The organism is Paraburkholderia madseniana (assembly GCF_009690905.1).
GTDB lineage: Bacteria > Pseudomonadota > Gammaproteobacteria > Burkholderiales > Burkholderiaceae > Paraburkholderia > Paraburkholderia madseniana.
In genome coordinates this window covers 1-21,907 of the sequence record NZ_VOSW01000094.1, presented here as the reverse complement: position 1 = coordinate 21,907, position 21,907 = coordinate 1, and the positions used below count along the sequence as shown (strand labels likewise).

At 62.2% G+C, this 21,907-nt stretch carries 17 protein-coding genes and 1 tRNA gene; 6 read left to right on the top strand and 12 right to left on the bottom strand.

Translation table 11 applies throughout. The features are described from left to right. Positions 1-11 precede the first annotated feature (11 nt). The gene (locus tag FSO04_RS35280; protein WP_154566150.1) at positions 12-953 is read left to right on the top strand and encodes a DUF2950 domain-containing protein; all 942 of its coding nucleotides are present in this window, start codon (positions 12-14) and stop codon (positions 951-953) included. A gap of 243 nt (positions 954-1,196) precedes the next feature. Next, the gene (gene folD / locus FSO04_RS35275; protein ID WP_154566149.1) at positions 1,197-2,057 is read left to right on the top strand and encodes a bifunctional methylenetetrahydrofolate dehydrogenase/methenyltetrahydrofolate cyclohydrolase FolD; all 861 of its coding nucleotides are present in this window, start codon (positions 1,197-1,199) and stop codon (positions 2,055-2,057) included. Positions 2,058-2,169: 112 nt separating this feature from the next. Here the strand turns inward: folD and FSO04_RS35270 are convergent, their stop codons facing one another. Beyond that, positions 2,170-3,270 (bottom strand): acyltransferase family protein, encoded by a 1,101-nt coding sequence (locus FSO04_RS35270; protein WP_154566148.1) that lies wholly within the window; start codon positions 3,268-3,270, stop codon positions 2,170-2,172. Positions 3,271-3,602: 332 nt separating this feature from the next. On the opposite strand from FSO04_RS35270, the gene FSO04_RS35265 reads away from it, so the two are divergent. Further along, positions 3,603-5,711: a M3 family metallopeptidase gene (locus FSO04_RS35265; protein ID WP_154566147.1), complete on the top strand. Its 2,109-nt coding sequence runs from the start codon at positions 3,603-3,605 to the stop codon at positions 5,709-5,711. 175 nt (positions 5,712-5,886) lie between these two features. Here FSO04_RS35265 and FSO04_RS35260 read toward each other — a convergent pair whose 3' ends face one another. After that, positions 5,887-7,188 (bottom strand): amidohydrolase family protein, encoded by a 1,302-nt coding sequence (locus tag FSO04_RS35260; protein ID WP_154566146.1) that lies wholly within the window; start codon positions 7,186-7,188, stop codon positions 5,887-5,889. Between the two features lie 214 nt (positions 7,189-7,402). Between FSO04_RS35260 and FSO04_RS35255 the strand changes: the two genes are divergently transcribed. Then, positions 7,403-8,101, top strand: coding sequence for an aspartate/glutamate racemase family protein (locus FSO04_RS35255; RefSeq protein ID WP_154566145.1), 699 nt, complete (start codon positions 7,403-7,405; stop codon positions 8,099-8,101). Between the two features lie 92 nt (positions 8,102-8,193). Here FSO04_RS35255 and FSO04_RS35250 read toward each other — a convergent pair. Together FSO04_RS35250 and FSO04_RS35245 are read right to left on the bottom strand one after the other, a co-directional pair. Then, positions 8,194-8,270, bottom strand: a tRNA-Met gene (locus FSO04_RS35250). 127 nt (positions 8,271-8,397) lie between these two features. Beyond that, positions 8,398-8,685: a hypothetical protein gene (locus tag FSO04_RS35245; RefSeq protein WP_154566144.1), complete on the bottom strand. Its 288-nt coding sequence runs from the start codon at positions 8,683-8,685 to the stop codon at positions 8,398-8,400. A 257-nt stretch (positions 8,686-8,942) separates the two neighbouring features. On the opposite strand from FSO04_RS35245, the gene xth reads away from it, so the two are divergent. Further along, on the top strand, positions 8,943-9,719 hold the full coding sequence (xth, locus tag FSO04_RS35240) for an exodeoxyribonuclease III (RefSeq protein WP_154566143.1): 777 nt from the start codon (positions 8,943-8,945) through the stop codon (positions 9,717-9,719). Between the two features lie 68 nt (positions 9,720-9,787). Here xth and FSO04_RS35235 read toward each other — a convergent pair whose 3' ends face one another. The 4 genes from FSO04_RS35235 to glnA form a co-directional block, all read right to left on the bottom strand. Continuing rightward, positions 9,788-12,061, bottom strand: a complete 2,274-nt coding sequence (locus tag FSO04_RS35235; RefSeq protein ID WP_154566142.1) for a prolyl oligopeptidase family serine peptidase — start codon at positions 12,059-12,061, stop codon at positions 9,788-9,790. A 209-nt stretch (positions 12,062-12,270) separates the two neighbouring features. Next, positions 12,271-13,788 carry a nitrogen regulation protein NR(I) gene (gene ntrC / locus FSO04_RS35230; RefSeq protein ID WP_154566141.1) on the bottom strand — a complete coding sequence of 506 codons (1,518 nt, stop codon included), beginning with the start codon at positions 13,786-13,788 and terminating at the stop codon, positions 12,271-12,273. 33 nt (positions 13,789-13,821) lie between these two features. Then, positions 13,822-14,964, bottom strand: coding sequence for a nitrogen regulation protein NR(II) (gene glnL / locus FSO04_RS35225; RefSeq protein ID WP_154566140.1), 1,143 nt, complete (start codon positions 14,962-14,964; stop codon positions 13,822-13,824). Between the two features lie 212 nt (positions 14,965-15,176). Next, positions 15,177-16,592, bottom strand: a complete 1,416-nt coding sequence (gene glnA / locus FSO04_RS35220) for a type I glutamate--ammonia ligase (RefSeq protein WP_154566139.1) — start codon at positions 16,590-16,592, stop codon at positions 15,177-15,179. 439 nt (positions 16,593-17,031) lie between these two features. Between glnA and FSO04_RS35215 the strand changes: the two genes are divergently transcribed. Continuing rightward, entirely contained in the window at positions 17,032-17,496 is a 465-nt protein-coding gene (locus FSO04_RS35215; RefSeq protein WP_154566138.1) for a rhodanese-like domain-containing protein, read from the top strand. Between the two features lie 177 nt (positions 17,497-17,673). Here the strand turns inward: FSO04_RS35215 and FSO04_RS35210 are convergent, their stop codons facing one another. From FSO04_RS35210 to FSO04_RS35195, 4 genes are all read right to left on the bottom strand, one after another. After that, positions 17,674-18,504 carry a competence/damage-inducible protein A gene (locus tag FSO04_RS35210; protein WP_154566137.1) on the bottom strand — a complete coding sequence of 277 codons (831 nt, stop codon included), beginning with the start codon at positions 18,502-18,504 and terminating at the stop codon, positions 17,674-17,676. Between the two features lie 30 nt (positions 18,505-18,534). Continuing rightward, positions 18,535-19,365, bottom strand: a complete 831-nt coding sequence (locus tag FSO04_RS35205) for an EI24 domain-containing protein (protein WP_154566136.1) — start codon at positions 19,363-19,365, stop codon at positions 18,535-18,537. A gap of 186 nt (positions 19,366-19,551) precedes the next feature. After that, positions 19,552-20,550, bottom strand: coding sequence for a sterol desaturase family protein (locus FSO04_RS35200; protein WP_154566135.1), 999 nt, complete (start codon positions 20,548-20,550; stop codon positions 19,552-19,554). Positions 20,551-20,596: 46 nt separating this feature from the next. After that, positions 20,597-21,616: a YVTN family beta-propeller repeat protein gene (locus tag FSO04_RS35195; protein ID WP_154566134.1), complete on the bottom strand. Its 1,020-nt coding sequence runs from the start codon at positions 21,614-21,616 to the stop codon at positions 20,597-20,599. Positions 21,617-21,907: the final 291 nt, after the last annotated feature.

The following is a 21,907-nucleotide window of genomic DNA, read 5'->3' as shown; positions in this document are numbered from 1 at the left end:
AGGAGTCCCTGATGATTCGCTTATTCCCACGCGGCGCCTTGCGCGCCCACGTTCTGACACTCGCCGTCGCCCTCGGCACGACCGGCACCCTGCTGGTGGCGCCGGTATTGCTGCTCGGCACGACCGCCGCCCACGCGCAGGCGATCTATCCCACTGCCGACGAAGCAGCCAGTGCGTTCGTCGACGCCTTGGCCCGCAACGACGAAGGTGCGCTCAAACACGTACTCGGCAACGATTTTCATCGCTACATTCCTTCCGAAGGAATCGGCGAGGACGACATCTACCAGTTCCTCGGCGCTTGGTCGAAGGGGCATCAGATCATCGAGGACCCAGCGAAGAGCAAGGGTCGCGCAACCGCGCATCTGGCGGTCGGCGACAGTGGCTGGACCTTGCCGATTCCGCTCGTGCAAGCTGGCAAGGGTTGGCGTTTCGATCCGCCCGCCGCGCAGGACGAGATGCTGACACGCCGCATCGGACGCAACGAACACGCGGCGATCCTCACCTCGCTCGCCTACCTCGACGCACAAAACGATTACCACAACCTGACCCAGCACTACGCACAGCGCTTCGTCAGTACGCAGGGCCAGCATGACGGCCTGTATTGGGCGACGGCGCCCGGCGAAACGGAAAGCCCGCTCGGACCGCTCGCCGCCACCATGCCCAACGGCACCCTGCCGAAAGAGGCCTACCACGGCTATCACTACCGGATCCTGACGGCGCAAGGTGCGCACGCGAAGGGGGGCGCGCAGAACTACGTCGAAAACGGCGTGCTGACCAAAGGGTTTGGTCTGATCGCCTCGCCGGCCGAGTACGGCAAGACCGGCGTGATGAGCTTTATCGTCAATCAGGACGGTCAGGTCTATCAGAAGAACCTCGGGTCGCAAACCGCGCGTGCCGCGGCCGCCATTAAATCGTTCGACCCGGACGATAGCTGGCAGCCGGTGCAGGAGTAGCGGGAGAAGTCGCTCGACGGTTGGAGGCATCGCGGATTCCGGCGCGCCCGCTCACCCGGAATCCGTACATGGCACGCCATGCCGGGCCGGTATAATGTCGGACTTTGCAGCGCTGCTTATCTCTGATTCGCGCCGCACGCTTTTCACGTGCCGACCCGTTTCCGGTGAAAAGCGCCATCGCACGTGCCGCGCACGCGCGCCTGCGCCCTGCTCCGCTTTCCAAACCGCCCATCTCGACCGACCATGACTGCCAAACTGATCGACGGCCTAGCCCTTTCCAAGTCCCTGCGCGCCGAAGTCGCCACGCGCGCCGCAGCCCTCACCGCCCGCGGGCATCAGCCGGGCCTCGCCGTGGTGCTGGTCGGCGACAATCCAGCGAGCGAAGTCTATGTGCGCAACAAGGTCAAGGCGTGTAATGACAACGGCCTCGGTTCGTCGTTCGACCGCTATCCGGCCGATCTGCCGGAAGCCGAACTGCTGGCACGCATCGACGAACTGAACCACGATCCGCGGATTCACGGCATTCTGGTGCAACTTCCGTTGCCGCCGCATATCGACAGCCACAAGGTGATCGAGGCGATCGCCCCGGAAAAAGATGTCGACGGTTTTCACGTTGCCAACGCCGGTGCGCTGATGACCGGCCGCCCGCTGTTCCGCCCGTGCACGCCGTACGGCGTGATGAAAATGCTGGCGGCCTACGAGATTCCGCTGCAAGGCGCGAATGCGGTGGTGATCGGCCGCTCGAACATCGTCGGCAAGCCGATGGCGCTGCTGCTGCTCGAAGCGGGCGCGACCGTCACGATCTGCCATAGCAAGACGCGCGATCTGGCTGCCCATACCCGCAACGCCGACGTGGTGGTCGCCGCCACGGGCCTGCGCAACATTCTCACGGCAGACATGGTGAAACCGGGTGCGGCTGTGATCGACGTCGGCATGAATCGCGACGAAGCCGGCAAGCTGTGCGGCGACGTCGATTTCGCAGGCGTCAAGGAAGTGGCCGGCTACATCACGCCGGTGCCGGGCGGCGTCGGTCCGATGACCATCACGATGCTGCTGGTCAACACGATCGAAGCCGCCGAGCGCGAAGCGGCAGCAAAGGCGTAACGCTGATGGCTCATGCCGGCGAAGTGATTTCGCCGGCATGCAAACCTTCAAACTCCGGCGTCAAACCAGGGCAGCAAGTGCCGGTGGCAGACATCGGCGCCAAACAGGACACTCACCGCGTCGCTATCCCCGCGCCAAGCGTCGTTGACCGGCGCGCAAGACGCTCGCGGCACCACCTCAGCACCGGCCGCTCAACGAAGTGCCACGACAGCGCCGCGCACAGCACGATGAACGGCGCGGCGATCAGCACCGCCGTCACATGGCTCAACTGCGGCGCGATATTCGCGACGCATTGCTGCACCATGAAGCCGTACAGATAAATCCCATACGAGTAGTCGTGACGCGGCACGAAGCGCCGCAGGAGCGGCGTCGCGCCCACCCACAGCACGCCGTATGCGAAAGCCAGATAGAACAGCGGTTGAGCGCCCGCCGTGTCGCGGAACACCAGAAACACCATCGCCAGCGCGAGCGCGGTCAGGCCGTTGATATCGAGCCGTTCGCGCCAGCCGTACAGCAGCATTCCCAGCATGAAAAACGGTTCCGGCCAGAACGAATAGCCGCCGGGCGTTTCGCTGAAGTCGCGCAGGCCGATCTGCAGATGCGGCAGATGCACGCGCAGAACGAAGGCAGCGCACCCGAGCGCCGCCGCCAGCGCCACGCCGCGCGCGCTAGACAGCAACCCCAGCATGCCGGTCACCATCACGATCAGATAGCAGCGCACTTCGAGCGGCAACGTCCACAGCGGCGCGCAGACGTCGACGGGAAAGCGGTTGTGTTCAAACACGCCAGGCAGCGCCCAGCCGGTTTTCAGCACGATGGTGGAAAAGTTGTCGAGGTTGGCCCACGTCATGCCGGAGGCGAAATAGTCGCGCAGCGGCAGCGTCGTCAACAGCGGCCCGAGGATGAACACCGTCACCAGCGAGCCGCCCGCCACCGCCGGCCACAGGCGCGCGATGCGCAACGCGGCGAAACGAGGCACCGAACGTTGCCGGTCGAAACTGGCGGTCACCAGCATGCCGCTCAGCAGAAAAAACGCATAGACGCCGAGTGCGCCGAAACCATCGAAGCCGAGCGCATTCTGGACCCAATCCGTCGTGCCGTCGGGTGCCTGCAGCAGATACGAATGGCCATACACCACGGCGATGGCGGCAAGGAGCCGCACGAGATCGAAGTTGTTACCGTTGCGCGATAGAGCGTGCGAAAGCGGGTTCATCGATACCTCTTACAGAAAGCGTCACTAACGGGTGCAGACACGCCAGAATGCGGCATGGCAGCAATTTGCACCGTTCGCTTTCCCACAGAGCGTCGCGGCACAGCGGGAGCGGTTCAAGCAGCGGCAACCAGCTAGCGCATTGCCACCGTCTGAACCGCATTCCGGATTCGCTCCTCCGGGCACAGTCACGCGACATCTGATAATTTGTCTACCGACGGATTGGAATCGGCGCGCCCTGCCCCAATAATGTCCCTATGGAGTGTCATTGGGGCGCCATCGCGCGCCCGTCGATGCACCGATTACCCGTTCACCCGCGTCAGACAGGAAGCCTTATGTCCACTACCCCCTCGAAGCACGACAATCCGCTCCTCGATTTCTCCGACCTGCCGCGCTTTGGCGAAATCCGCCCCGAACACGTCACACCCGCCCTCGATATCCTGCTCACCGATGCGGCCGCCGCGGTCGAACGCGCCGCCCAGCCCATTACGCCCGCGTCTTGGGCCGATGTGGTCGAGCCGGTCGAACGCGCAACCGAACCGCTGTCGCGCGCCTGGGGCGTGGTCGGCCATCTGAACGCCGTGGCGGATACGCCGGAACTGCGCGCCGTGTACGGCGAGAATCTGCCGCGCGTCACCGAGTTCTGGTCGAGCGTCGGCCAGAATCTCGCGCTCTATGAGAAGTACAAGGCACTGCACGCCAGCAGCGATTTTTCGTCGCTGACCGGCGAGCGCAAGAAGATCCTCGGCAATGCGCTGCGCGATTTCCGCCTCTCGGGCGCGGAATTGCCGGAAGACCAGAAGCCGCATTTCGCCGAATTGCAGGAAAAGCAGGCGGGGTTGTCGAAAGCGTTTTCGGATCACGTGCTCGATGCGACCAACGCTTACGCCTATATCGTCGAAGCCGGCGATGAAGCGCAACTGGCCGGCCTGCCGGAAGACGTGATCGAAGCCGCGAAGGAAGCGGCCGAACGCGAGGGCAAAACCGGCTACAAATTCACCCTGCACTTCCCATCGTATTTCCCGATCATGCAGTACTCGGAAAATCGCGCGATGCGCGAAACGATATACCGCGCGTATGTGACGCGCGCGTCGGAACTCGGCCCGCAATATGGCAACGGCAAGCCGGAATGGGACAACACGGCCGTGCTCGCCGATCAGTTGAAGCTGCGCGCCGAAGAAGCGCACATGCTCGGCTACAACAACTTCGCCGAAGTCTCGCTCGCGCCGAAGATGGCCGAGTCGCCGGCGCAGGTCATGGCCTTCCTCGAAGACCTCGCCACGCGCGCACGCCCGCACGCTGAACAGGACTGGAAGGAACTGCGCGAATTTGCAGCGAACGAACTCGGCATGGCCGACCTGCAACCGTGGGACATGACGTTTGCCGCTGAACGTCTGCGTCAGAAGCGCTATTCGTTCTCCGAGAACGAAGTCAAACAGTACTTCCCGGAAGACACCGTCTTCAAGGGTCTCTTCAAGGTCACCGAAACGCTGTTCGGCGTGCGCATCCGTCGCGACGAAGCAGCCGTGTGGCACCCGGACGTGCGCTTTTTCCGCGTCGAGAATCAGGACGGCGGCCTCGTCGCCCAGTTCTATCTCGATCTGTATGCACGCGAAGGCAAACGCGGCGGCGCATGGATGGACGATGCGCGTGGCCGTCACAAGCACACGCACGGCAGCGTGCAAACGCCGGTGGCGTATCTGACCTGCAACTTCTCAGCGCCGGTCGGCGGCAAGCCCGCCTGCTTCACGCATGATGAAGTGATCACGCTGTTCCACGAGTTCGGCCACGGGTTGCATCACATGCTCACGCGTGTGGATGAACTGGGCGTGTCGGGCATCAACGGCGTCGAGTGGGACGCGGTCGAACTGCCGTCGCAATTCATGGAGAACTTCTGCTGGGAGTGGGACGTATTGAGCGACATGACCTCACACGTCGACACCGCCAAGCCACTGCCGCGTGATCTGTTCGACAAGATGCTCGCAGCGAAGAATTTCCAGAGCGGTCTAGGTACGCTGCGCCAGATCGTGTTCTCGATGTTCGACATGCAACTGCACACCGGTTTCGATGCGTCCGGCACGAAGAACGCGACTGAACTCGCGAGCGAGATCAACGAGCGTTTCCACGTGGTGCCGCAAGCTTCGTTCTCGCGTTGGCCGAATACGTTCAGCCATATTTTCGCGGGCGGTTATGCAGCGGGCTACTACAGCTACAAGTGGGCTGAAGTGCTGTCCGCCGATGCGTATGCCGCGTTCGAAGAAGCCGCACAAGCCGCGAGCGGCAGTGTGCTCGATCAGGCAACCGGCATGCGTTATCGCAAGGAGATTCTGGAAGTGGGCGGTAGCCGTCCCGCGATGGAATCGTTCAAGGCGTTCCGCGGCCGCGAGCCGAGTATCGATGCGCTGCTACGCCACAATGGCATGACGCCTGCTGCGACGCATTGAATCTTGCGTTGAAGCATTCGGCGGCGTTGTAGATAAACGCCGACATCGGCTAAAAATCCGGTGATTGAACTGCACCCCGCATCGTTGGATACCCGTCCAACGATGCGGGGTGTTTTTTCATGAGCAAGCACCTGCATTTTCCATTCGCGCGTATGTCGCGAACGGTGCACGGCGGCTAACCGCGATGCAATTTGAAATCCACCTCGGCAGGACGCCCTTCCAGCGACAACGCCGCGCGCGCAGCAGGCGCGCGGCTCACCACCTTGCCGCGACTCACCACCGCGAGCCGCGCGGCGCGCAAGCGGATCGCTTCGACCGGGTCGCGTGCGTCGAGCAGCACGAGATTCGCCGCGCAACCCGGCGTGACGCCGTAGCCTTCCAGTCCGAGAATACGCGCGGCATTCACCGTGACCGCGTCGAAACACGCATGCATACCGTCGACGCCCGTCATCTGCGCAACATGCAAACCCATGTGCGCAACTTCGAGCATGTCGCCCGAGCCGAGGCTGTACCACGGATCCATCACGCAGTCGTGGCCGAACGCGACGTTGATGCCCGCTGCCATCATCTCCGGCACACGTGTCATGCCGCGCCGTTTCGGATACGTGTCGCTGCGACCCTGCAGCGTGATGTTGATCAACGGATTGGCGATCGCCGCGACGCCCGACTCGCGCATCAGTGGTAAGAGCTTGCTGACGTAGTAGTTGTCCATCGAATGCATCGAAGTCAGGTGCGAACCGGCGACGCGCCCATGCAAGCCGAGCCGGTGCGTTTCGGCTGCGAGCGTTTCGATATGGCGCGACATCGGATCGTCCGATTCGTCGCAATGCATATCGACGCGCAAGCCCTGCTCCGCCGCGAACTCGCACAACATGCGCACGGACTGCGCGCCGTCGGCCATCGTGCGTTCGAAATGCGGAATCCCGCCGACCACGTCGACGCCCATCGCAATCGCACGCTTGAGATTCTCGAATGCGCCGGCGCTGCGCAAGACGCCGTCCTGCGGAAACGCGACCAGTTGCAGATCGAGATAAGGCGCGACGCGACGCTTCACTTCGAGCAGCGCCTCGACCGCGAGCAAGCGCGGATCGCACACATCCACGTGGCTGCGAATCGCCAGCAGACCGCGCGCGACAGCCCAATCGCAGTACTGCAGCGCGCGCTCGATCAGCGCCTCCTGCGTGAGGTCCGGCTTCAGTTCGCCCCACAGCGCGATGCCTTCCAGCAAAGTGCCCGACGCGTTCACGCGCGGCAGACCGTACGACAGCGTCGCGTCCATGTGGAAATGCGGATCGACGAATGGCGGCGTGACGAGTGACCCGGCGGCGTCTATTTCTTCGTGCGCGCTCGCGGCCAGATTCGGTTCGACGGCGACGATACGGCCCGCTTCGATGCCGATGTCGACCGGCTGTTTGTGCTGCTTGTGCTGTGATGTGGCGCCCGGCGGCAGCATCGCTCGGCGGATGATCAGATCCATGATTCGCTCCCTGTTGACCGCTCTTTGACTGATTGCGATTCTATCGGCGTCAGAAATTGCGTGCCGGCGTTTTAGCAAGACGCCGTACCGGCGGGCGGAAAGCAATCCGTACCGGCTACGAATGACAACGCCCGCCTATACTCGACTTTCCACACGTTCGATGCCCGGCATTCGACACGCAACCGCCTGCATCATCCACCAACGGAGCAAGACCATGAAAACCATCGGCGTGATCGGCGGAATGAGTTGGGAGTCGTCCACCGAGTACTACAGGCTCCTGAACCGCCACGCCAAGGCGCGCCTCGGCGGCCACCACAACGCCCGCAGCCTGATGCTGACGGTCGATTTCGCGCCGATCGAGGCCAACCAGCGCGCCGGCAACTGGACCGCGCTCGGCGATCAGTTGGCCGACGCCGCACGCCAACTCGAACGCGGCGGCGCCGACCTGGTGATACTGGCGACCAACACCATGCATCGCGTGTATGAATCGATCGAACAGGCGATCGGCGTGCCCTTCCTGCACATCGCCGATCCGACCGGCAACGCGCTGCGCGCCGCAGGAATCACGCGGGTGGGCTTACTGGGTACGCGCTATACGATGGAGCAGACGTTTTACACAGGGCGCTTACGCGAACGCTACGACCTCGAGACGCTGATTCCCGATGAAGCCGAACGCGCGGATGTGCACCGCATCATCTACGACGAACTGTGCCACGGCAAAGTGAATGACGCCTCGCGTGCGGTATATCAACGTGTGATCGAAGCACTTGCCGCGCGGGGTGCGCAGGCGGTGATTCTCGGCTGTACGGAAATCACCTTGCTGATCAAGCCGGAAGATTCGGCGCTACCCGTGTTCGACACGACCGCATTGCATGCGCAAGCGGCGGTGGACTGGGCGATCGAGTCGGAGTGAATGCAAGCGCGCGTGGCGCATGCACGCATGTGAGCAGACGGCAGAAGTTAAAAAGCCCGCGTAGCTTGCGCTAGCGGGCTTTCAACAATGCTTGGTTGCGGGGGTAGGATTTGAACCTACGACCTTCGGGTTATGAGCCCGACGAGCTGCCAGACTGCTCCACCCCGCGTCAGAGAAAAAGAGTATATAGGGCCGTTCGCGAGACGTCAAACAATCGGATCAAATAATTTCAAATGAGGTGCCCGTCGCGTGTCCACACTCGTGCAGCAAGTGAATGCGGCGCATGAGCAGGCGACTCAGAGATCCTCGACCGTCGCGCCGTCCACTTTGCCGTCGATGATGTCCGCGCCGTACTGGCTCGCGCTGCGTTTCGCCACGCCGAAATCGGAGAACGTGGACGGCAGCACCAGACGAAACACGCGGCTTGCCTTCGAGCCGCTGATCGCGCCCGGCCGGCATACACGTACCGCCACGTCGTAACCTTCGGCATGACGCTTGTGACCGTCGAACTTGTCGAACTGCCGCGAAAACACCAGCGGATGCACTTCGAAGTCCTTATAAAGGGCTGGATATAGTTGGGCCATGATGCATTCCCGATGCGCGTAAAGGTGATCCCACTATACGCCGCGGCATGACGGCGTCGGGCTTTTATTTTCGACGGCCGCCGGGGCAATTTTCACCGTCGCTCGCCTCGCGCGATAAGATGCGGGACTATCGGAATCGCCCCGATCCTGCCAATCCGAATCCGGGTCGCCAGACGGGTCGTCGCTGAAGCAAAAACAAAGCGGAACGCGGGGTCAGTGCCCCACAAAGCCTTGCCCAGCAAGAATGTGAGAACTTTATGAAAATCGCCACCTGGAACGTCAACTCCCTCAAAGTCCGCCTGCAGCACGTCACCGACTGGCTCGAAACCAGTCACGCGGACGTGCTGTGCCTTCAGGAATTGAAGCTGACCGACGACAAATTCCCTCGCGCCGAACTCGAAGCAAAAGGTTACCGGAGCTGGTTCGCGGGCCAGAAGACCTATAACGGCGTCGGCATCCTCGTGCGCGAAGGCCTGAACGTCGACGAAAGCAGCATCGTGCGCAATATCCCCGGCTTCGAGGACCCGCAGCAACGCGTGATCGCCGCGACCGTCGAGGGCGTGCGCATCATCTCCGCATACTTCCCGAACGGCCAGGCGCCGGGCACCGACAAATTCGCCTACAAGCTGAGCTGGCTCTCCGCCCTGCACGACTGGATCGCGAGCGAAATGGCGGTGTATCCGAAACTCGCGCTGCTCGGCGACTACAACATCGCGCCGGAAGATCGCGACGTGCACGATCCGAAAGCATGGGAAGGCCAGAATCTGGTGTCGCCCGAAGAGCGCGCCGAGTTCGTGCGGCTGGTCGAACTTGGTCTCATCGATGCGTTCCGTCAGTTCGAGCAGCCGGAGAAAATCTATTCGTGGTGGGACTACCGGATGATGGCGTTCCGCCGTAACGCGGGGATGCGTATCGACCATATTCTGCTGTCGAAAGCGCTTGCAGAAGCGTGCTCGGCCTGCGATGTCGACAAGGTGCCGCGCAAATGGGAGCAACCGTCGGACCACGCGCCGGTGGTCGCCCAGATCGACTGAACGCGCGGCCCCAAGCGGGGCCTCAGCAAGATCAGAGCGGAGCGGCAGCCGGCCTCTGTTTCAAAAGCCTACGCCGGCCCGTTCAAACAGCGCCACAAGAACTCGAACACCATCGCATCATGCCCGGCCTGCTCCAGCTCATCGGAGCCGCCGTGGCCCCCTTCCGTGTTCTCCCGATACCAGACCTTCACTGCGCCCAGCGCCTGCATGCGCGCGGCCATCTTGCGCGCGTGTCCGGGGTGCACACGATCGTCAGCAGTCGACGTGGTGAACAGCACCGGCGGATACGCCACGTCCGCACTCACGCGATGATAGGGCGAGTAAGCCGCCAGCACGCGTGCTGCGTCGGGTTCGTCCGGATCGCCGTATTCATCGATCCATGACGCGCCCGCGTGCAGCAGGTGATAGCGGCTCATGTCGAGCAGCGGCACCTCGCACACCACGGCGCCGAATAATTCGGGTCGCTGCACCATGCTCGCCGCGACCAGCAGGCCGCCGTTGCTGCCCCCCTGAATGCCGAGTTGCGCGGCGCTGGTCACGCCTGTGCTGATGAGCGCCTCGGCCACCGCGATGAAATCGTCGAACGAGCGCTGCCGATGCTCGCCCTGCGCCGCCGTATGCCACTGCGTACCGAACTCGCCGCCACCGCGAATATGCGCCACGACGTACACGCCACCCCGCTCGAGCCAGCCGATGCCCGGCCCGGTCAGATAACCTGGCAGCAACGGAATCGCGAAGCCGCCGTAACCGTTGAGCAAGCAGGGGCGCGCTTGCTCCTGCGCTTGCTCGTCCGTTTGCTCATGCGTCCGCTCGTACACTTGATCGCGCGTCTGCTGCGCGGTCTGCGTCGTCTGCTCTTGCGCAGTTTGTTGCGCAACCCGCGGTCCGATCACGGTGTACGGCACCCGCGTGCCGTCCGCGGACACCGCGTGCCCACGCGTCACCGCGAACGGCGCCGCATCGAACTGAGTCGGCCAGCGGTCGAGCAACGTCCAATCGGTCAGGTCATTCTGGGCAAGATCGGTGAGCCAGTACGCAGGCGGTTGCAAATAGTCGTCGGTATCGACAAACACTTCATCGTTCAGCGTCGGCTCGATCGGTGAGACGTCGGCTTGCACATCGTCACGCGACGGAAAGAGGCGTTGATGCCATTGCCAGGCTTGATCGGCCGCTTGCGACGGGGTCCACAGCAAGGTCTTGCTCTGCACATCTTCCAGGTACGACACGATCAGGTGATTGCGCGTGTGTGTCCACTCGCAGGCGGAGGTTTGCGATGTCGGTGTGAAAAGCGGCACCACGTCACGCTCGCCACGCAAGAATGCGGCTTCGCGGATCGCCAGTAACGCGCCGCCCGGATAGCGCACGCCATTGCAGTCCCAATCGAGGCGCGGCTCGAGCAGCAGCCAGCCTTGCCAGCCGCCGACCGCGACGTGCGACGGCACGTCGTACTGCAGCCAAGCGCTCGCGCTATTGGTAACGCTGCCTGCATTAACCGCATTAGCGGGATTGCGCTCATTGGCCGCGTGGGTCACACCGGCGGCATGGGTCGCGTCCGCAGCGCCATCGGTGCCATCGAGGTAGTACGTATACGAATCGAAGAAATCGACGCTGCTCACCACCGTGTGGCGCCGCTCGATCGGATCGTAGTGAGCCTCCACACCGATGTCGCCAAACGCCCCTTTGAAGACCACCGGCGCGTCGGTCAGTGCGCTCCCTCGCGTCCAACGCCGCACTTCGCGCGGATAGCCAGAGCGCGTCAGCGTCTTGCGGCCGTTGTCCCAGCCGACATAAAGCGTGTCCCGATCGATCCACGAGGCCGTGTGCTTGCCGGCCTTCGCAATCACGAAGCCGTCGTCGACAAACCGTCGCGCGTCAATGTCGAACTCGCGTACCACCAGCGCATCCGAGCCTCCCGGCGACAGCGTGACCAGCGCGCGATCGCCATCCGGATAAAGAATGTCGAGTTCGGCGCAGACCCATGGCGTGCCTTCGGCTGCACCAAGCGCGTCGAAGTCGAGCAGGTTCTGCCAGACGGGTGCGCCACTGCGCCAGGCCGCCCACGTCGTGCGCCGCCAGATGCCTTTGGGATTGCGCTCGTCCTGCCACAGATCGTAGGCCCACTCCTTCCAGCGATCGGGGACGACCGGACGCTCGCGCGGCAGATAAGCGTCGGCAAGCCGCTGTTTGAGCGACTCGAATTCCGCGCTGCTGCACCACGCGGCACGCGTGCGGGCGTTCTGCGATTCGACCCACGCGAGCGCGTCAGGGTCGTCGAGCGCTTCGAGCGACAGAAAGGGATCGGAAGAAAGCGGCCAGGAGAAAAGAGCGGGAGAAGCGGGCATCGCGGGCTGTCGAATGAAAACAGCTTCGATTAGGCCTTGCGGGGGCCGGAGAGCCTTTGCCGCTGCGCGCCGGAGCGGCGGACGGTACAGCCGACGAAGCTGTCCATGCGGCGGTGCCTGCGGGATTGCCCAGGAGCCGACCTAACGGGGCAGCCTAAGTAACAACTGCCGGGGCGGCTGACAAACCGCCCCGGCTAACCGCGCAAACCTCAGGGCTCGAGATTGAGTTCCTGAATCTTGCGCGTAATCGTATTGCGGCCAATGCCGAGCCGCTCCGCCGCCTCTACCTTGCGTCCGCGCGTGAAATCCAGCGCCTCGCGAATCACCGCCGCTTCGAAGCGGCGCGCGAGTTCATCCATGACGTCGGCCGCATTCTCGCGCAACATCCGCGCGACTTCGGTGCGCAAGCCGCCTTCCCAAGCGGCGACGGTGGTCGCGACAGGCATGCCGGCAGCGCTGGCCGGATGAGTGGCCGCGCTGATGCCGTTGATCGGCGCGCCGCCGGCGAGCCCTGCTTCACCCGCACCGATCACGCCGTTGCCACCGCCCGCGAGATCGGCCACGCCGACTTGCGTGGGGCCCAGATCGGGCGGCAAGTCCTTGATCTCGATGGTCTGCGCCGGCGCCATCACCGTGAGCCAGTTGGCAAGATTCTCCAGTTGACGCACGTTGCCCGGAAACGGCAGCGATGCCAGATAAGCGAGCGCCTCTTCCGACACACGCTTAGGCTCCACGCCCAGATCGCGCGCACTCTTTTGCAGGAAGTGGCGCGTAAGCAGCGGAATATCTTCGCTACGCTCGCGCAAGGCCGGCAAACGCAAGCGGATCACATTGAGCCGGTGATACAAATCCTCGCGGAACAAGCCCTGACGCACGCGCGATTCGAGGTTCTGATGCGTCGCGGCGATCACGCGCACATTGGCGCGCAACGGATTGTGACCACCGACGCGATAGAACTGCCCGTCCGACAGCACCCGCAACAGGCGCGTCTGCAGATCGAACGGCATGTCGCCGATTTCATCGAGAAACAGCGTGCCGTTCTCGGCCTGCTCGAAGCGCCCCTGGCGCATGGCCTGCGCGCCGGTAAATGCTCCGCGCTCATGACCGAACAATTCGGATTCCAACAGATCCTTCGGAATTGCCGCCGTGTTAAGCGCGATGAAGGGACCGTTCGCGCGTGGGCTATGTCGGTGCAACGCACGCGCGACCAGTTCCTTTCCGGTGCCTGATTCGCCGGTAATGAGCACGGTGGCCGCGGAATGCGACAGCCGGCCGATCGCGCGAAACATGTCCTGCATCGCCGGCGCCTGGCCGAGCATTTCCGGTGCATCGGCAACGCGGTCGTCCCACGTCTGTTCGCCGCGCATGCTTTCGTCCACCGCGCGACGGATCAGCTCGACTGCCTTGTCGACGTCGAACGGTTTGGCGAGGTATTCGAATGCCCCGCCCTGGAATGCGGCGACCGCACTGTCCAGGTCCGAGAACGCCGTCATGATGATGACGGGCAGGCCCGGCACCTTGTCGCGGACGGTTTGCAGCAATTCGAGGCCGGAGCCGCCAGGCATCCTGATGTCGGACACCAGCACCTGCGGGCTGTCGTGATCGAGCGCGGCCGATGCCTCGCGCACGTTCGCGAAGCTGCGTGTCGCGAAGTTTTCGCGGGCGAGCGCTTTTTCAAGCACCCAGCGAATCGATTGATCGTCGTCTACTATCCAGATCGGCTTCATATAGGTCGTTCAGAAGTCTTGAGATACATATGTTTAGCAGTCGAGCGGCAGCAGAATCTGAAACTCGGTGTGGCCCGGCCGGCTTTCCACTTCGATCAGCCCGTCGTGCTGTTGCACGAAAGTCTGTGCGAGCGTCAGGCCGAGACCGCTGCCGTCCTCGCGCCCCGACACGAGCGGATAGAAAATGCGGTCACGGATTTCTTCGGGAATGCCTGGCCCGTTGTCAGTGATATGCAAGTCCAGTGCCAGCTTACATAAACGTTTCGACACGGTGATCTTGCGCGCAATGCGAGTGCGCAATTCGATGCGCGCATCGCCTTGCGAGATGCGTTCGCGCAAGGCTTCGGCAGCGTTGCGCACGATGTTCAGCAACGCCTGGATCAGTTGCTCCTTGTCGCCGCGCAGGTCCGGCACGCTCACGTCGTAATCGCGCTCGATCGTGAGACCGCGCGGAAACTCCGCGAGAATCACCTGGCGCACGCGCTCGCACACTTCATGAATATTCACGTCGCCGACGATATGCGGATGACGGTGTGGCTCCAGCAGGCGATCGACCAGCGTTTGCAGCCGGTCCGATTCCTTGATGATGACCTGCGTGTACTCGCGCAACTCGTCGCGCTGACGCTCGCCGAGTTCGAATTCGAGCAGTTGCGCCGCGCCGCGAATCCCGCCGAGCGGGTTCTTGATCTCGTGCGCGAGATTGCGGATCAGTTGTTTGTTGACCGCCGTGAGGTCGTTGATGCGTTCCTCGCGGTCGGTGCGGATATGCCGCTCGTTCTCGAACAGTTCGAGCAGCACGTAGTCTTGCACGCTCTCCAGAAAGCCGACGATCGCATGCACATGCAGCGGCTCGTGGCCCGGACGCTCGAGTACGGCGTCCAGATGCGTCGCGTGAAAACGGTGGGCGGCGATCGCCGAAATGGTGGCGAGCAGTTCGTCCGCATTCGAGAAGATGTCCGGCCACGCCATCTGCGTCAATTGCTTGCGCGAGAGCTCCAGCATCGACTCCGCCGACGGGTTCGCAAACACCACGCGCAACGTGCGTTTCTCCAGCACCAGCACGACCGTCGGCAATGCCTCGAAGCCCGGCAGCAAACCGGAACCCACAAGCTGAGCGTCGTCCGACAGCGTCTGCTCGTGCCCTTTCCTTGCCTTCATCAGATTCTTCAGAACCATCTTGCAGTCTGGCCGATAGGAGATGGTGATCAATCAGGTGTACCGCTTATTGTCCTGCCTGATGCGCTACTTCATTGCCCCTGCGCCGCGAACGCTGCGAATGGACTCATTCGCGCCTAACAAAAAAGGGACGGCGCCGCCGTCCCTTCGTGACCGATCGCGAGCGTCGGGCAAAGCGCTTCGCCGTTTGAAGGGCGAAGCGCCATTGCCGCTTACAGCGAGTAGTACATTTCGAATTCGATCGGGTGCACCGACTGACGATAGCGTTGCAGCTCGCCCGTCTTCAGTTCGATGTACGCGTCGAGCATCGAGTCCGTGAACACGCCACCGCGCGTCAGGAATTCGCGGTCCGCGTCGAGTGCGTCAAGCGCCTGGTCGAGGCCGGCACACACGGTCGGGATCTTTGCATCCTCTTCCGGCGGCAGGTCGTACAGGTTCTTGTCGGCCGCTTCGCCCGGGTGAATCTTGTTCTGCACGCCGTCCAGACCCGCCATCATCAGCGCGGAGAAGCACAGGTACGGATTCGCCATCGGATCCGGGAAACGCGTTTCGATACGGCGGCCCTTCGGGTTCGACACGTGCGGAATACGGATCGATGCCGAACGGTTGCGAGCCGAGTAAGCCAGCTTCACCGGTGCTTCGAAGTGCGGCACGAGGCGCTTGTACGAGTTCGTCGACGGGTTCGTGATCGCGTTCAGCGCGCGAGCATGCTTGATGATGCCGCCGATGTAGAACAGCGCGAATTCCGACAGACCTGCGTAACCGTTGCCTGCGAACAGGTTCGTGCCGTCTTTCCAGATCGACTGGTGAACGTGCATGCCCGAACCGTTATCGCCGACCACCGGCTTCGGCATGAACGTAGCCGTCTTGCCGTACGTGTGCGCGACGTTCATGATGATGTACTTCATTTGCTGCAACCAGTCGGCGCGTTGCACCAGCGTCGAGAACTTCGTGCCGATTTCGTTCTGGCCCTGGCCCGCGACTTCGTGGTGATGCACTTCGACCGGGATGCCGATCTGTTCGAGCAACAGACACATTTCCGAACGGATGTCCTGGAACGTGTCGACCGGAGCGACCGGGAAGTAGCCGCCCTTCGTGCCCGGACGGTGGCCGGTGTTGCCGCCTTCGAAGTCCATCGCCGACGACCACGGTGCTTCTTCCGAACCGATCTTGACGAACGTGCCCGACTGGTCCGTGCCCCACTTGACCGAGTCGAAAATGAAGAATTCCGGTTCCGGACCGAAGAAGGCCGTGTCGCCGAGGCCCGTGCTCTTCAGGTACGCTTCAGCGCGCTTGGCCAGCGATCGCGGGTCGCGTTCATAGCCCTTGCCGTCAGCCGGTTCGACGACGTCGCAGGTCAGGACGAGGGTCGACTCTTCGTAGAACGGGTCGATGAAGGCGGTGTTCGCGTCCGGGATCAGCAACATGTCCGATGCTTCGATGCCCTTCCAGCCGGCAATCGACGAACCGTCAAACGCATGGCCGCTTTCGAACTTGTCTTCATCGAATGCCGACACCGGCACCGAAACGTGTTGCTCTTTGCCGCGCGTGTCGGTGAAGCGGAAGTCGACAAACTTGACGTCCTCGTCTTTGACGAGTTGAACGACGTCGGCCACGGATTTACTCATAACCTATCTCCTGATTAACGAATTCGGCGGATTCAGCCGCCGCCCAATCTAGCTGACCCGTCCCGGCGCGTCCACCCCTCTATCATTGAGGACGAACATAAAAGCCTGCTGGAACAAATCGATCGGCACCAATAAAGCAGCTTCTGTGCCATGTATGCGCCAACCCGGCGCAGAACCACACTGCGCGCGCGTTTGCGGGGAATGGGCGCACCGAACAGCATGCAGCCCTCAAATCTTTACACTGCGCAACGCACCGAGTTAGTGCATTCACAAAATCAGCAACGGGTGACGCCTCTATTTTGGTGCATTCTGGAGAATATGCACCACTATTGAGCGCACGTCTCCTTGCTTCGTGCGGACGGGACGCCGTCTCTGAACCGCATGCGCGTCGCACGCCGCGCGCTAGAATGTTCATTTGGTCCGACGGAGATTTGCGCTCATGAGCACGCTCGAACAGTTGTACGCCCAGGCGGACAAGCGCCGCACCGAGAGCCAGTTGCCCTATGCGGGCGCGATATCGCCCGCCGAGGCGTTCGAACTGCTGCAACTCGATCCGCGCACGCGTCTCGTCGACGTGCGCACCCGTGCCGAACTCGATTGGGTCGGCCGGCCGGTTATCGGCGACGGGCAATACGCCCACGTGGAATGGACGCGCTATCCCGGCGCCGTACCGAACCAGGAATTCCTTCAGCAACTGAGCCACATCGCCTCGCCCGATACGCCGGTGCTGTTTTTGTGTCGCAGCGCCGCGCGCTCGAAGCTCGCTGCGATCGCCGCTACCCAAGCCGGCTTTACCAAGGCGTATGACCTGCTGGAGGGCTTCGAAGGCGACAAGGACGGCCAGGGGCATCGGAAGACGGTGTCGGGCTGGTGCTTTCGCGGGTTGCCGTGGATCGGCGCCTGATTGCTGATTCGCAGGGGCCTTCGGGCGATGGGCGGGACAATCAGACGCATCGTCCGCGCTGCATGTGACAGGCCGATGATGCGTTGAGTTTTCAGTCAGGCACGGGCGCAAGCGCGCCCGAAGGAAGGATGGCGTGCGCGGCGATCAAACGGCGGCACGACCAGGCTCAATCACTACTCAAGCGCGCGGTTTAGCCGCAGCCGCCTCCGGCTCGACGATATCGCCGCCCAGCAGGTGCACACCTTCACGCAGCTTCACAAAAGCCGCCGCCACCGCTTCCGGTTCGCCCTTCACACCGAGATCAATGTGATGCCGCGCATACACGCCGCCGCGCTCCGCATCGCCTACGCTCGGCAGGCTGAACACCCGCACACCCGGAAAATCGTGTTCGATCTTTTCCATCAACGGCGTCACCCGCGACTCCGGCAGCTCGAACACCAGCAGTGACTTTTCCGCGTGCGGCATCGCGTGATGCAGATGTGCATACTGCGTATCCAGCACCCACTCGATCATCGGCCACGCCATCACCGGAAAGCCCGGCACGAAGTAGTGCTGCTTGATCGAGAAGCCAGGAATCTTGTTGTAGCCGTTGGGAATGATCGACGCGCCCTGCGGATACGTGCCCATGTTCAGACGATGCCGGTTCTCAGCCGAATTCAGATCGAGCGGCGTTGCGGCGTTCGCCGGATACATATCGCGGATGCGCTCCTGAATCAGCTTCGCGGCCTCCGGATGCAGTTCGAGCGGCACGCCGAGCGCGGCTGCCGCGCACTGGCGGGTGTGGTCGTCCGGGGTGGCGCCGATGCCGCCCGTGGAGAACACGATGTCGCCCGAGGCGAACGTGCGTCGCAACGTCGCCGTGATGCGCTCCGGCTCGTCGCCGATGTATTCCGCCCAGCCGAGCGCCAGCCCGCGCGCGCCCAGCAATTCGATGACCTTCGGCAGATGCTTGTCGATACGTCTGCCCGACAGGATTTCGTCGCCGATGATGATGACGCCAAATGCCATTGCCGCCTCTTTCGCTTTGTCAGTAATTCATCAGTAGGGAACCGGCGCCGCGTGCCGCGGGCCGTGCTCTTCCGCGCGCATGCGTTGCAGTGCGCGCAGACAGTAGTAGCCGAACCACAGCGCCGAAAATACAAGGATGAACGCGTAGATCCAGATCGTCACCGCGGTGATCACGGGAAACAGCACGATCAGCCATACCGACGACGCCCACAGCAGCGTCGGCAGCGAACCCAGCAGCCCACTCGCGATGCCGATCAATAGCAGCGGCAACCGGAAGCGCCGCACCAGCGCGCGCCGCTCGTCACGCGTGGCATGCAGCGCGAGCGCGTCGTAACTCATCACGCGATACGTCAGCCAGCCCCACAGCAGCGGCGGAATCAGCGCGAAGAACGGCGGCACCAGCCAGAGTGGCAACGTGACGACCAGCAGCACCAGACAAACCACCGTGGTCCACAATGCGTGGCCCAAGCTACCGTACCACGTTCCGCCGCGGCGCATTTCAAGGCCGGGGAATTGCCGCGCCGACAGAAAGCGGATCACCGCCGGCATCGACAGCGTGGCGATCAACAGCAGCACCGTGACGACGATCAGCGGAATCGCCATCGCAATCACGATGAACGGCGCGATCGCCGTGTGCAGCGCCGAAAAGCCGAGCCAGTCGAACAGATGATAAAGCGTGACCGTGAACGACCAGCTTTCGAGCCACGTGCGCGTGGCGCCGATCAGCGTCTGCCAGGAAAACCACAGGATCACGCCCCACCCGACCGTTGCCGCCAGAAACGGCAGGAAAGTCAGCCAGAGCATGCGCGGGTGGAGCGCGCTTGCAAGTGCGCGCCCGAACGAGCGCAACAGATCATTCATGCGAGCCAGTGCCGGTGAACGAAACGATGGAATAAAGGAAATAGCGCGGCGAACCGGCGAAGGGTCCGGTGAACAGACCGAAATGCAGACCGGAAAACGACTCAGGAACGTGCGCGCAAACGTGGACAGGATAAACCACGTGACGCGCCGCCGGGGAAACCGGCGGCATGAGAAGAAGACGAATGCTCAGACCGCAGCGGCGTCGTTGGCTTCGGCGCGGCGCTTCGGCGAAAGTCGCCCGGCGATGCGCACAAGAGCGAGCCAGTGCTGCGCCCAGAAACCATCGCCATAGCGGCGACCTTCGAGTTGATCGCGGATGCCAGTGGGCTCCATTTCGCGGCTCCACGATACGCTTCGGAACAGCATGTCCCACCATGGGAACAGCACGCCGAAGTTGCAACCGTACTTCAACCCTTCGTGGCCATAGCCGATTGCATGATGCCGGCGATGGAAGGTCGGGCTGACCAGCAGGCGCTCGCCGAGCCAGCCGAAGTACAGACGGATGTTCGCGTGCTGCACGCTCTGCGCGAGGTTCGTGATTGCCACCAGCACGACGAATTGCGACGGCGGCACGCCGATCACCAGCGCGATCGATGCGAAAAACGACGCCTGCAACAAACTGTCGAGCAGATGGTTACGGTCGTCCGACCATAGCGACATCTGCTGCTGGCTGTGATGCACTGCGTGCAGCTCCCACCAGACGCCGAACCGATGTTCCCAGCGGTGGTACCAGTAACCGGCGAAATCGAGCACGAGCAGATACATCGCGAACGTGACGAGCGGCTGCGTAGTGACGCCTGGCCACAGATTGTCGAATTCGATATTCGCGATGTTGTGCAGACGCAGCCAGGCCTGCACGTTGTCGAAGAATGGCTGCAGGGCGAAGAAGAAGAACAGGTTCAGGATGCCGAGCTTGACGATCCATGTGTAGATCACGTCGACGCGCACCGCCTTGCGGTTTTCCCACCGCTCGACCGGGCGCAGCGCTTCGAGCGGGCGCAGCACCGCGTACATCGCCAGCACCTCGAAGACGCCGACGATCACCCAATACAGGCTGTCGAAAGTGTCTTCGTCGTAGTCCATCAGATTGAAGCGGAACAGCAGCGGCTGCACCACGTCGACGTACAGCAACGTCTGCACCGTTGAGACGAAGCTGTCGAGAGAAGAAAAAATCAGATGGAACATGGTGCTGGCCTGTTACTTCATTCCTGGCGGTTCGCTGATAACAGCGTCAAGCGCCGTTCGGCGCCGTGACCGGCGCGCGATTGAAGAAATAGATACCGTGCGGCGAACGGCCGACGGCAATCGTCTGGATCAGCTTACGCGTGTTCAGGTCGATGATGCCGATATGCTTCGCGAAACGGAAGGTCACCCACAGATAGCGTTTGTCGGCGGACAGTTCCATGTCGTCCGGCCCCGGCATCAAGCCGGTGATGTCGCCAACGTTGGTGAGCGTATCTTCGTCGATGATGCTGATCGTGCTCGCAACGCGGTTCGACACCGCCACATGTTTGCCGTCAGCCAGCGAACGGAAGTTGTGCGCGCCCTTGCCCGTCGGGATCGTCTTGACGATCTTCTGATTGCGCCAGTCGACCACGGCGACGTAGTCCGCCCCGGTCATGCCGATCAGCAGGTACTTCTCGCCCGGTGTCATCCACAGGCCAGCCGGCACCTTGCCGACCTTCATCTTCCACTTGACGGTTTGCGTGGCCAGATCGATAGCGGCCAGCTCGCCCGAAACCTGCAGCGTGACGAAAACCGTCTTGCTGTCATTGGTGAACGCCATGTGGCTCGGCATCACCGCAAGCGGCAGACGCGAGGCCAGCGTCATCTGGTTCTTCTGGCTGTCGTAATGATAGATGTCGAGGCGGTCCAGACGCAGCCCGGTGGTGACGAGCCACTTGCGGTCGGGCGAAAAACCGATCTGGTACGGATCCTCGATGTTCTCGACCCAGCGCTGAACCTGGCCCGATTTCGGATCGACGAACATCAGGTTGTTCGACACCGAGTTGGCGACGATCAGCGACGAATTGTCCGGCGTGGCCATCAGGTGGTGGGGTTCTTTACCCGTCGGCACCGTGCCAACGACTTGATGAGTGGTCTCGTCGATCAGGCTCAGCGTGGCTTCGCCGGAATTGAGCACGATCACGTTGTTGGCGTGAGCCGCCGGAGAAAAAAAGCCTGCGGCGGCGACCAGCGCTGCACCCGCGGCGAACGTGGCAGTCAAGCCGGGAAGAAAAAATTTACGCATGAAAACTCACTTCGGAGAACAACCGTCATTGTAGAACGTTTGCTGTGACCAGCGGTTGACGTGGATGCGGGTGCGACGCGCGGAAAAGCGGAAACCAGGCGGGATGCGGGCACGACACTGTCAGCATATTCCGCCGCACTGCCTACATAACGCCGGCTTCATGTAGGAAATCCTCATTCGATTTTCACAACGCCATTATTTTAATCAAATCAATGGATCATTACATTCTTACATTTTTAAAATTCAAATAATACAAATCAAGACGATTCTTTATATTTCCTAATTTTATAC

Coding starts and splice junctions, on each gene's coding strand:
- FSO04_RS35245 (WP_154566144.1), bottom strand. CDS start 8,685: ATGGCCCAACTATATCCAGCCCTTTATAAGGACTTCGAAGTGCATCCG.
- ntrC (WP_154566141.1), bottom strand. CDS start 13,788: ATGAAGCCGATCTGGATAGTAGACGACGATCAATCGATTCGCTGGGTG.
- FSO04_RS35235 (WP_154566142.1), bottom strand. CDS start 12,061: ATGCCCGCTTCTCCCGCTCTTTTCTCCTGGCCGCTTTCTTCCGATCCC.
- FSO04_RS35280 (WP_154566150.1), top strand. CDS start 12: ATGATTCGCTTATTCCCACGCGGCGCCTTGCGCGCCCACGTTCTGACA.
- FSO04_RS35255 (WP_154566145.1), top strand. CDS start 7,403: ATGAAAACCATCGGCGTGATCGGCGGAATGAGTTGGGAGTCGTCCACC.
- glnA (WP_154566139.1), bottom strand. CDS start 16,592: ATGAGTAAATCCGTGGCCGACGTCGTTCAACTCGTCAAAGACGAGGAC.
- FSO04_RS35195 (WP_154566134.1), bottom strand. CDS start 21,616: ATGCGTAAATTTTTTCTTCCCGGCTTGACTGCCACGTTCGCCGCGGGT.
- FSO04_RS35210 (WP_154566137.1), bottom strand. CDS start 18,504: ATGGCATTTGGCGTCATCATCATCGGCGACGAAATCCTGTCGGGCAGA.
- FSO04_RS35260 (WP_154566146.1), bottom strand. CDS start 7,188: ATGGATCTGATCATCCGCCGAGCGATGCTGCCGCCGGGCGCCACATCA.
- FSO04_RS35215 (WP_154566138.1), top strand. CDS start 17,032: ATGAGCACGCTCGAACAGTTGTACGCCCAGGCGGACAAGCGCCGCACC.
- glnL (WP_154566140.1), bottom strand. CDS start 14,964: ATGGTTCTGAAGAATCTGATGAAGGCAAGGAAAGGGCACGAGCAGACG.
- FSO04_RS35205 (WP_154566136.1), bottom strand. CDS start 19,365: ATGAATGATCTGTTGCGCTCGTTCGGGCGCGCACTTGCAAGCGCGCTC.
- folD (WP_154566149.1), top strand. CDS start 1,197: ATGACTGCCAAACTGATCGACGGCCTAGCCCTTTCCAAGTCCCTGCGC.
- xth (WP_154566143.1), top strand. CDS start 8,943: ATGAAAATCGCCACCTGGAACGTCAACTCCCTCAAAGTCCGCCTGCAG.
- FSO04_RS35265 (WP_154566147.1), top strand. CDS start 3,603: ATGTCCACTACCCCCTCGAAGCACGACAATCCGCTCCTCGATTTCTCC.
- FSO04_RS35270 (WP_154566148.1), bottom strand. CDS start 3,270: ATGAACCCGCTTTCGCACGCTCTATCGCGCAACGGTAACAACTTCGAT.
- FSO04_RS35200 (WP_154566135.1), bottom strand. CDS start 20,550: ATGTTCCATCTGATTTTTTCTTCTCTCGACAGCTTCGTCTCAACGGTG.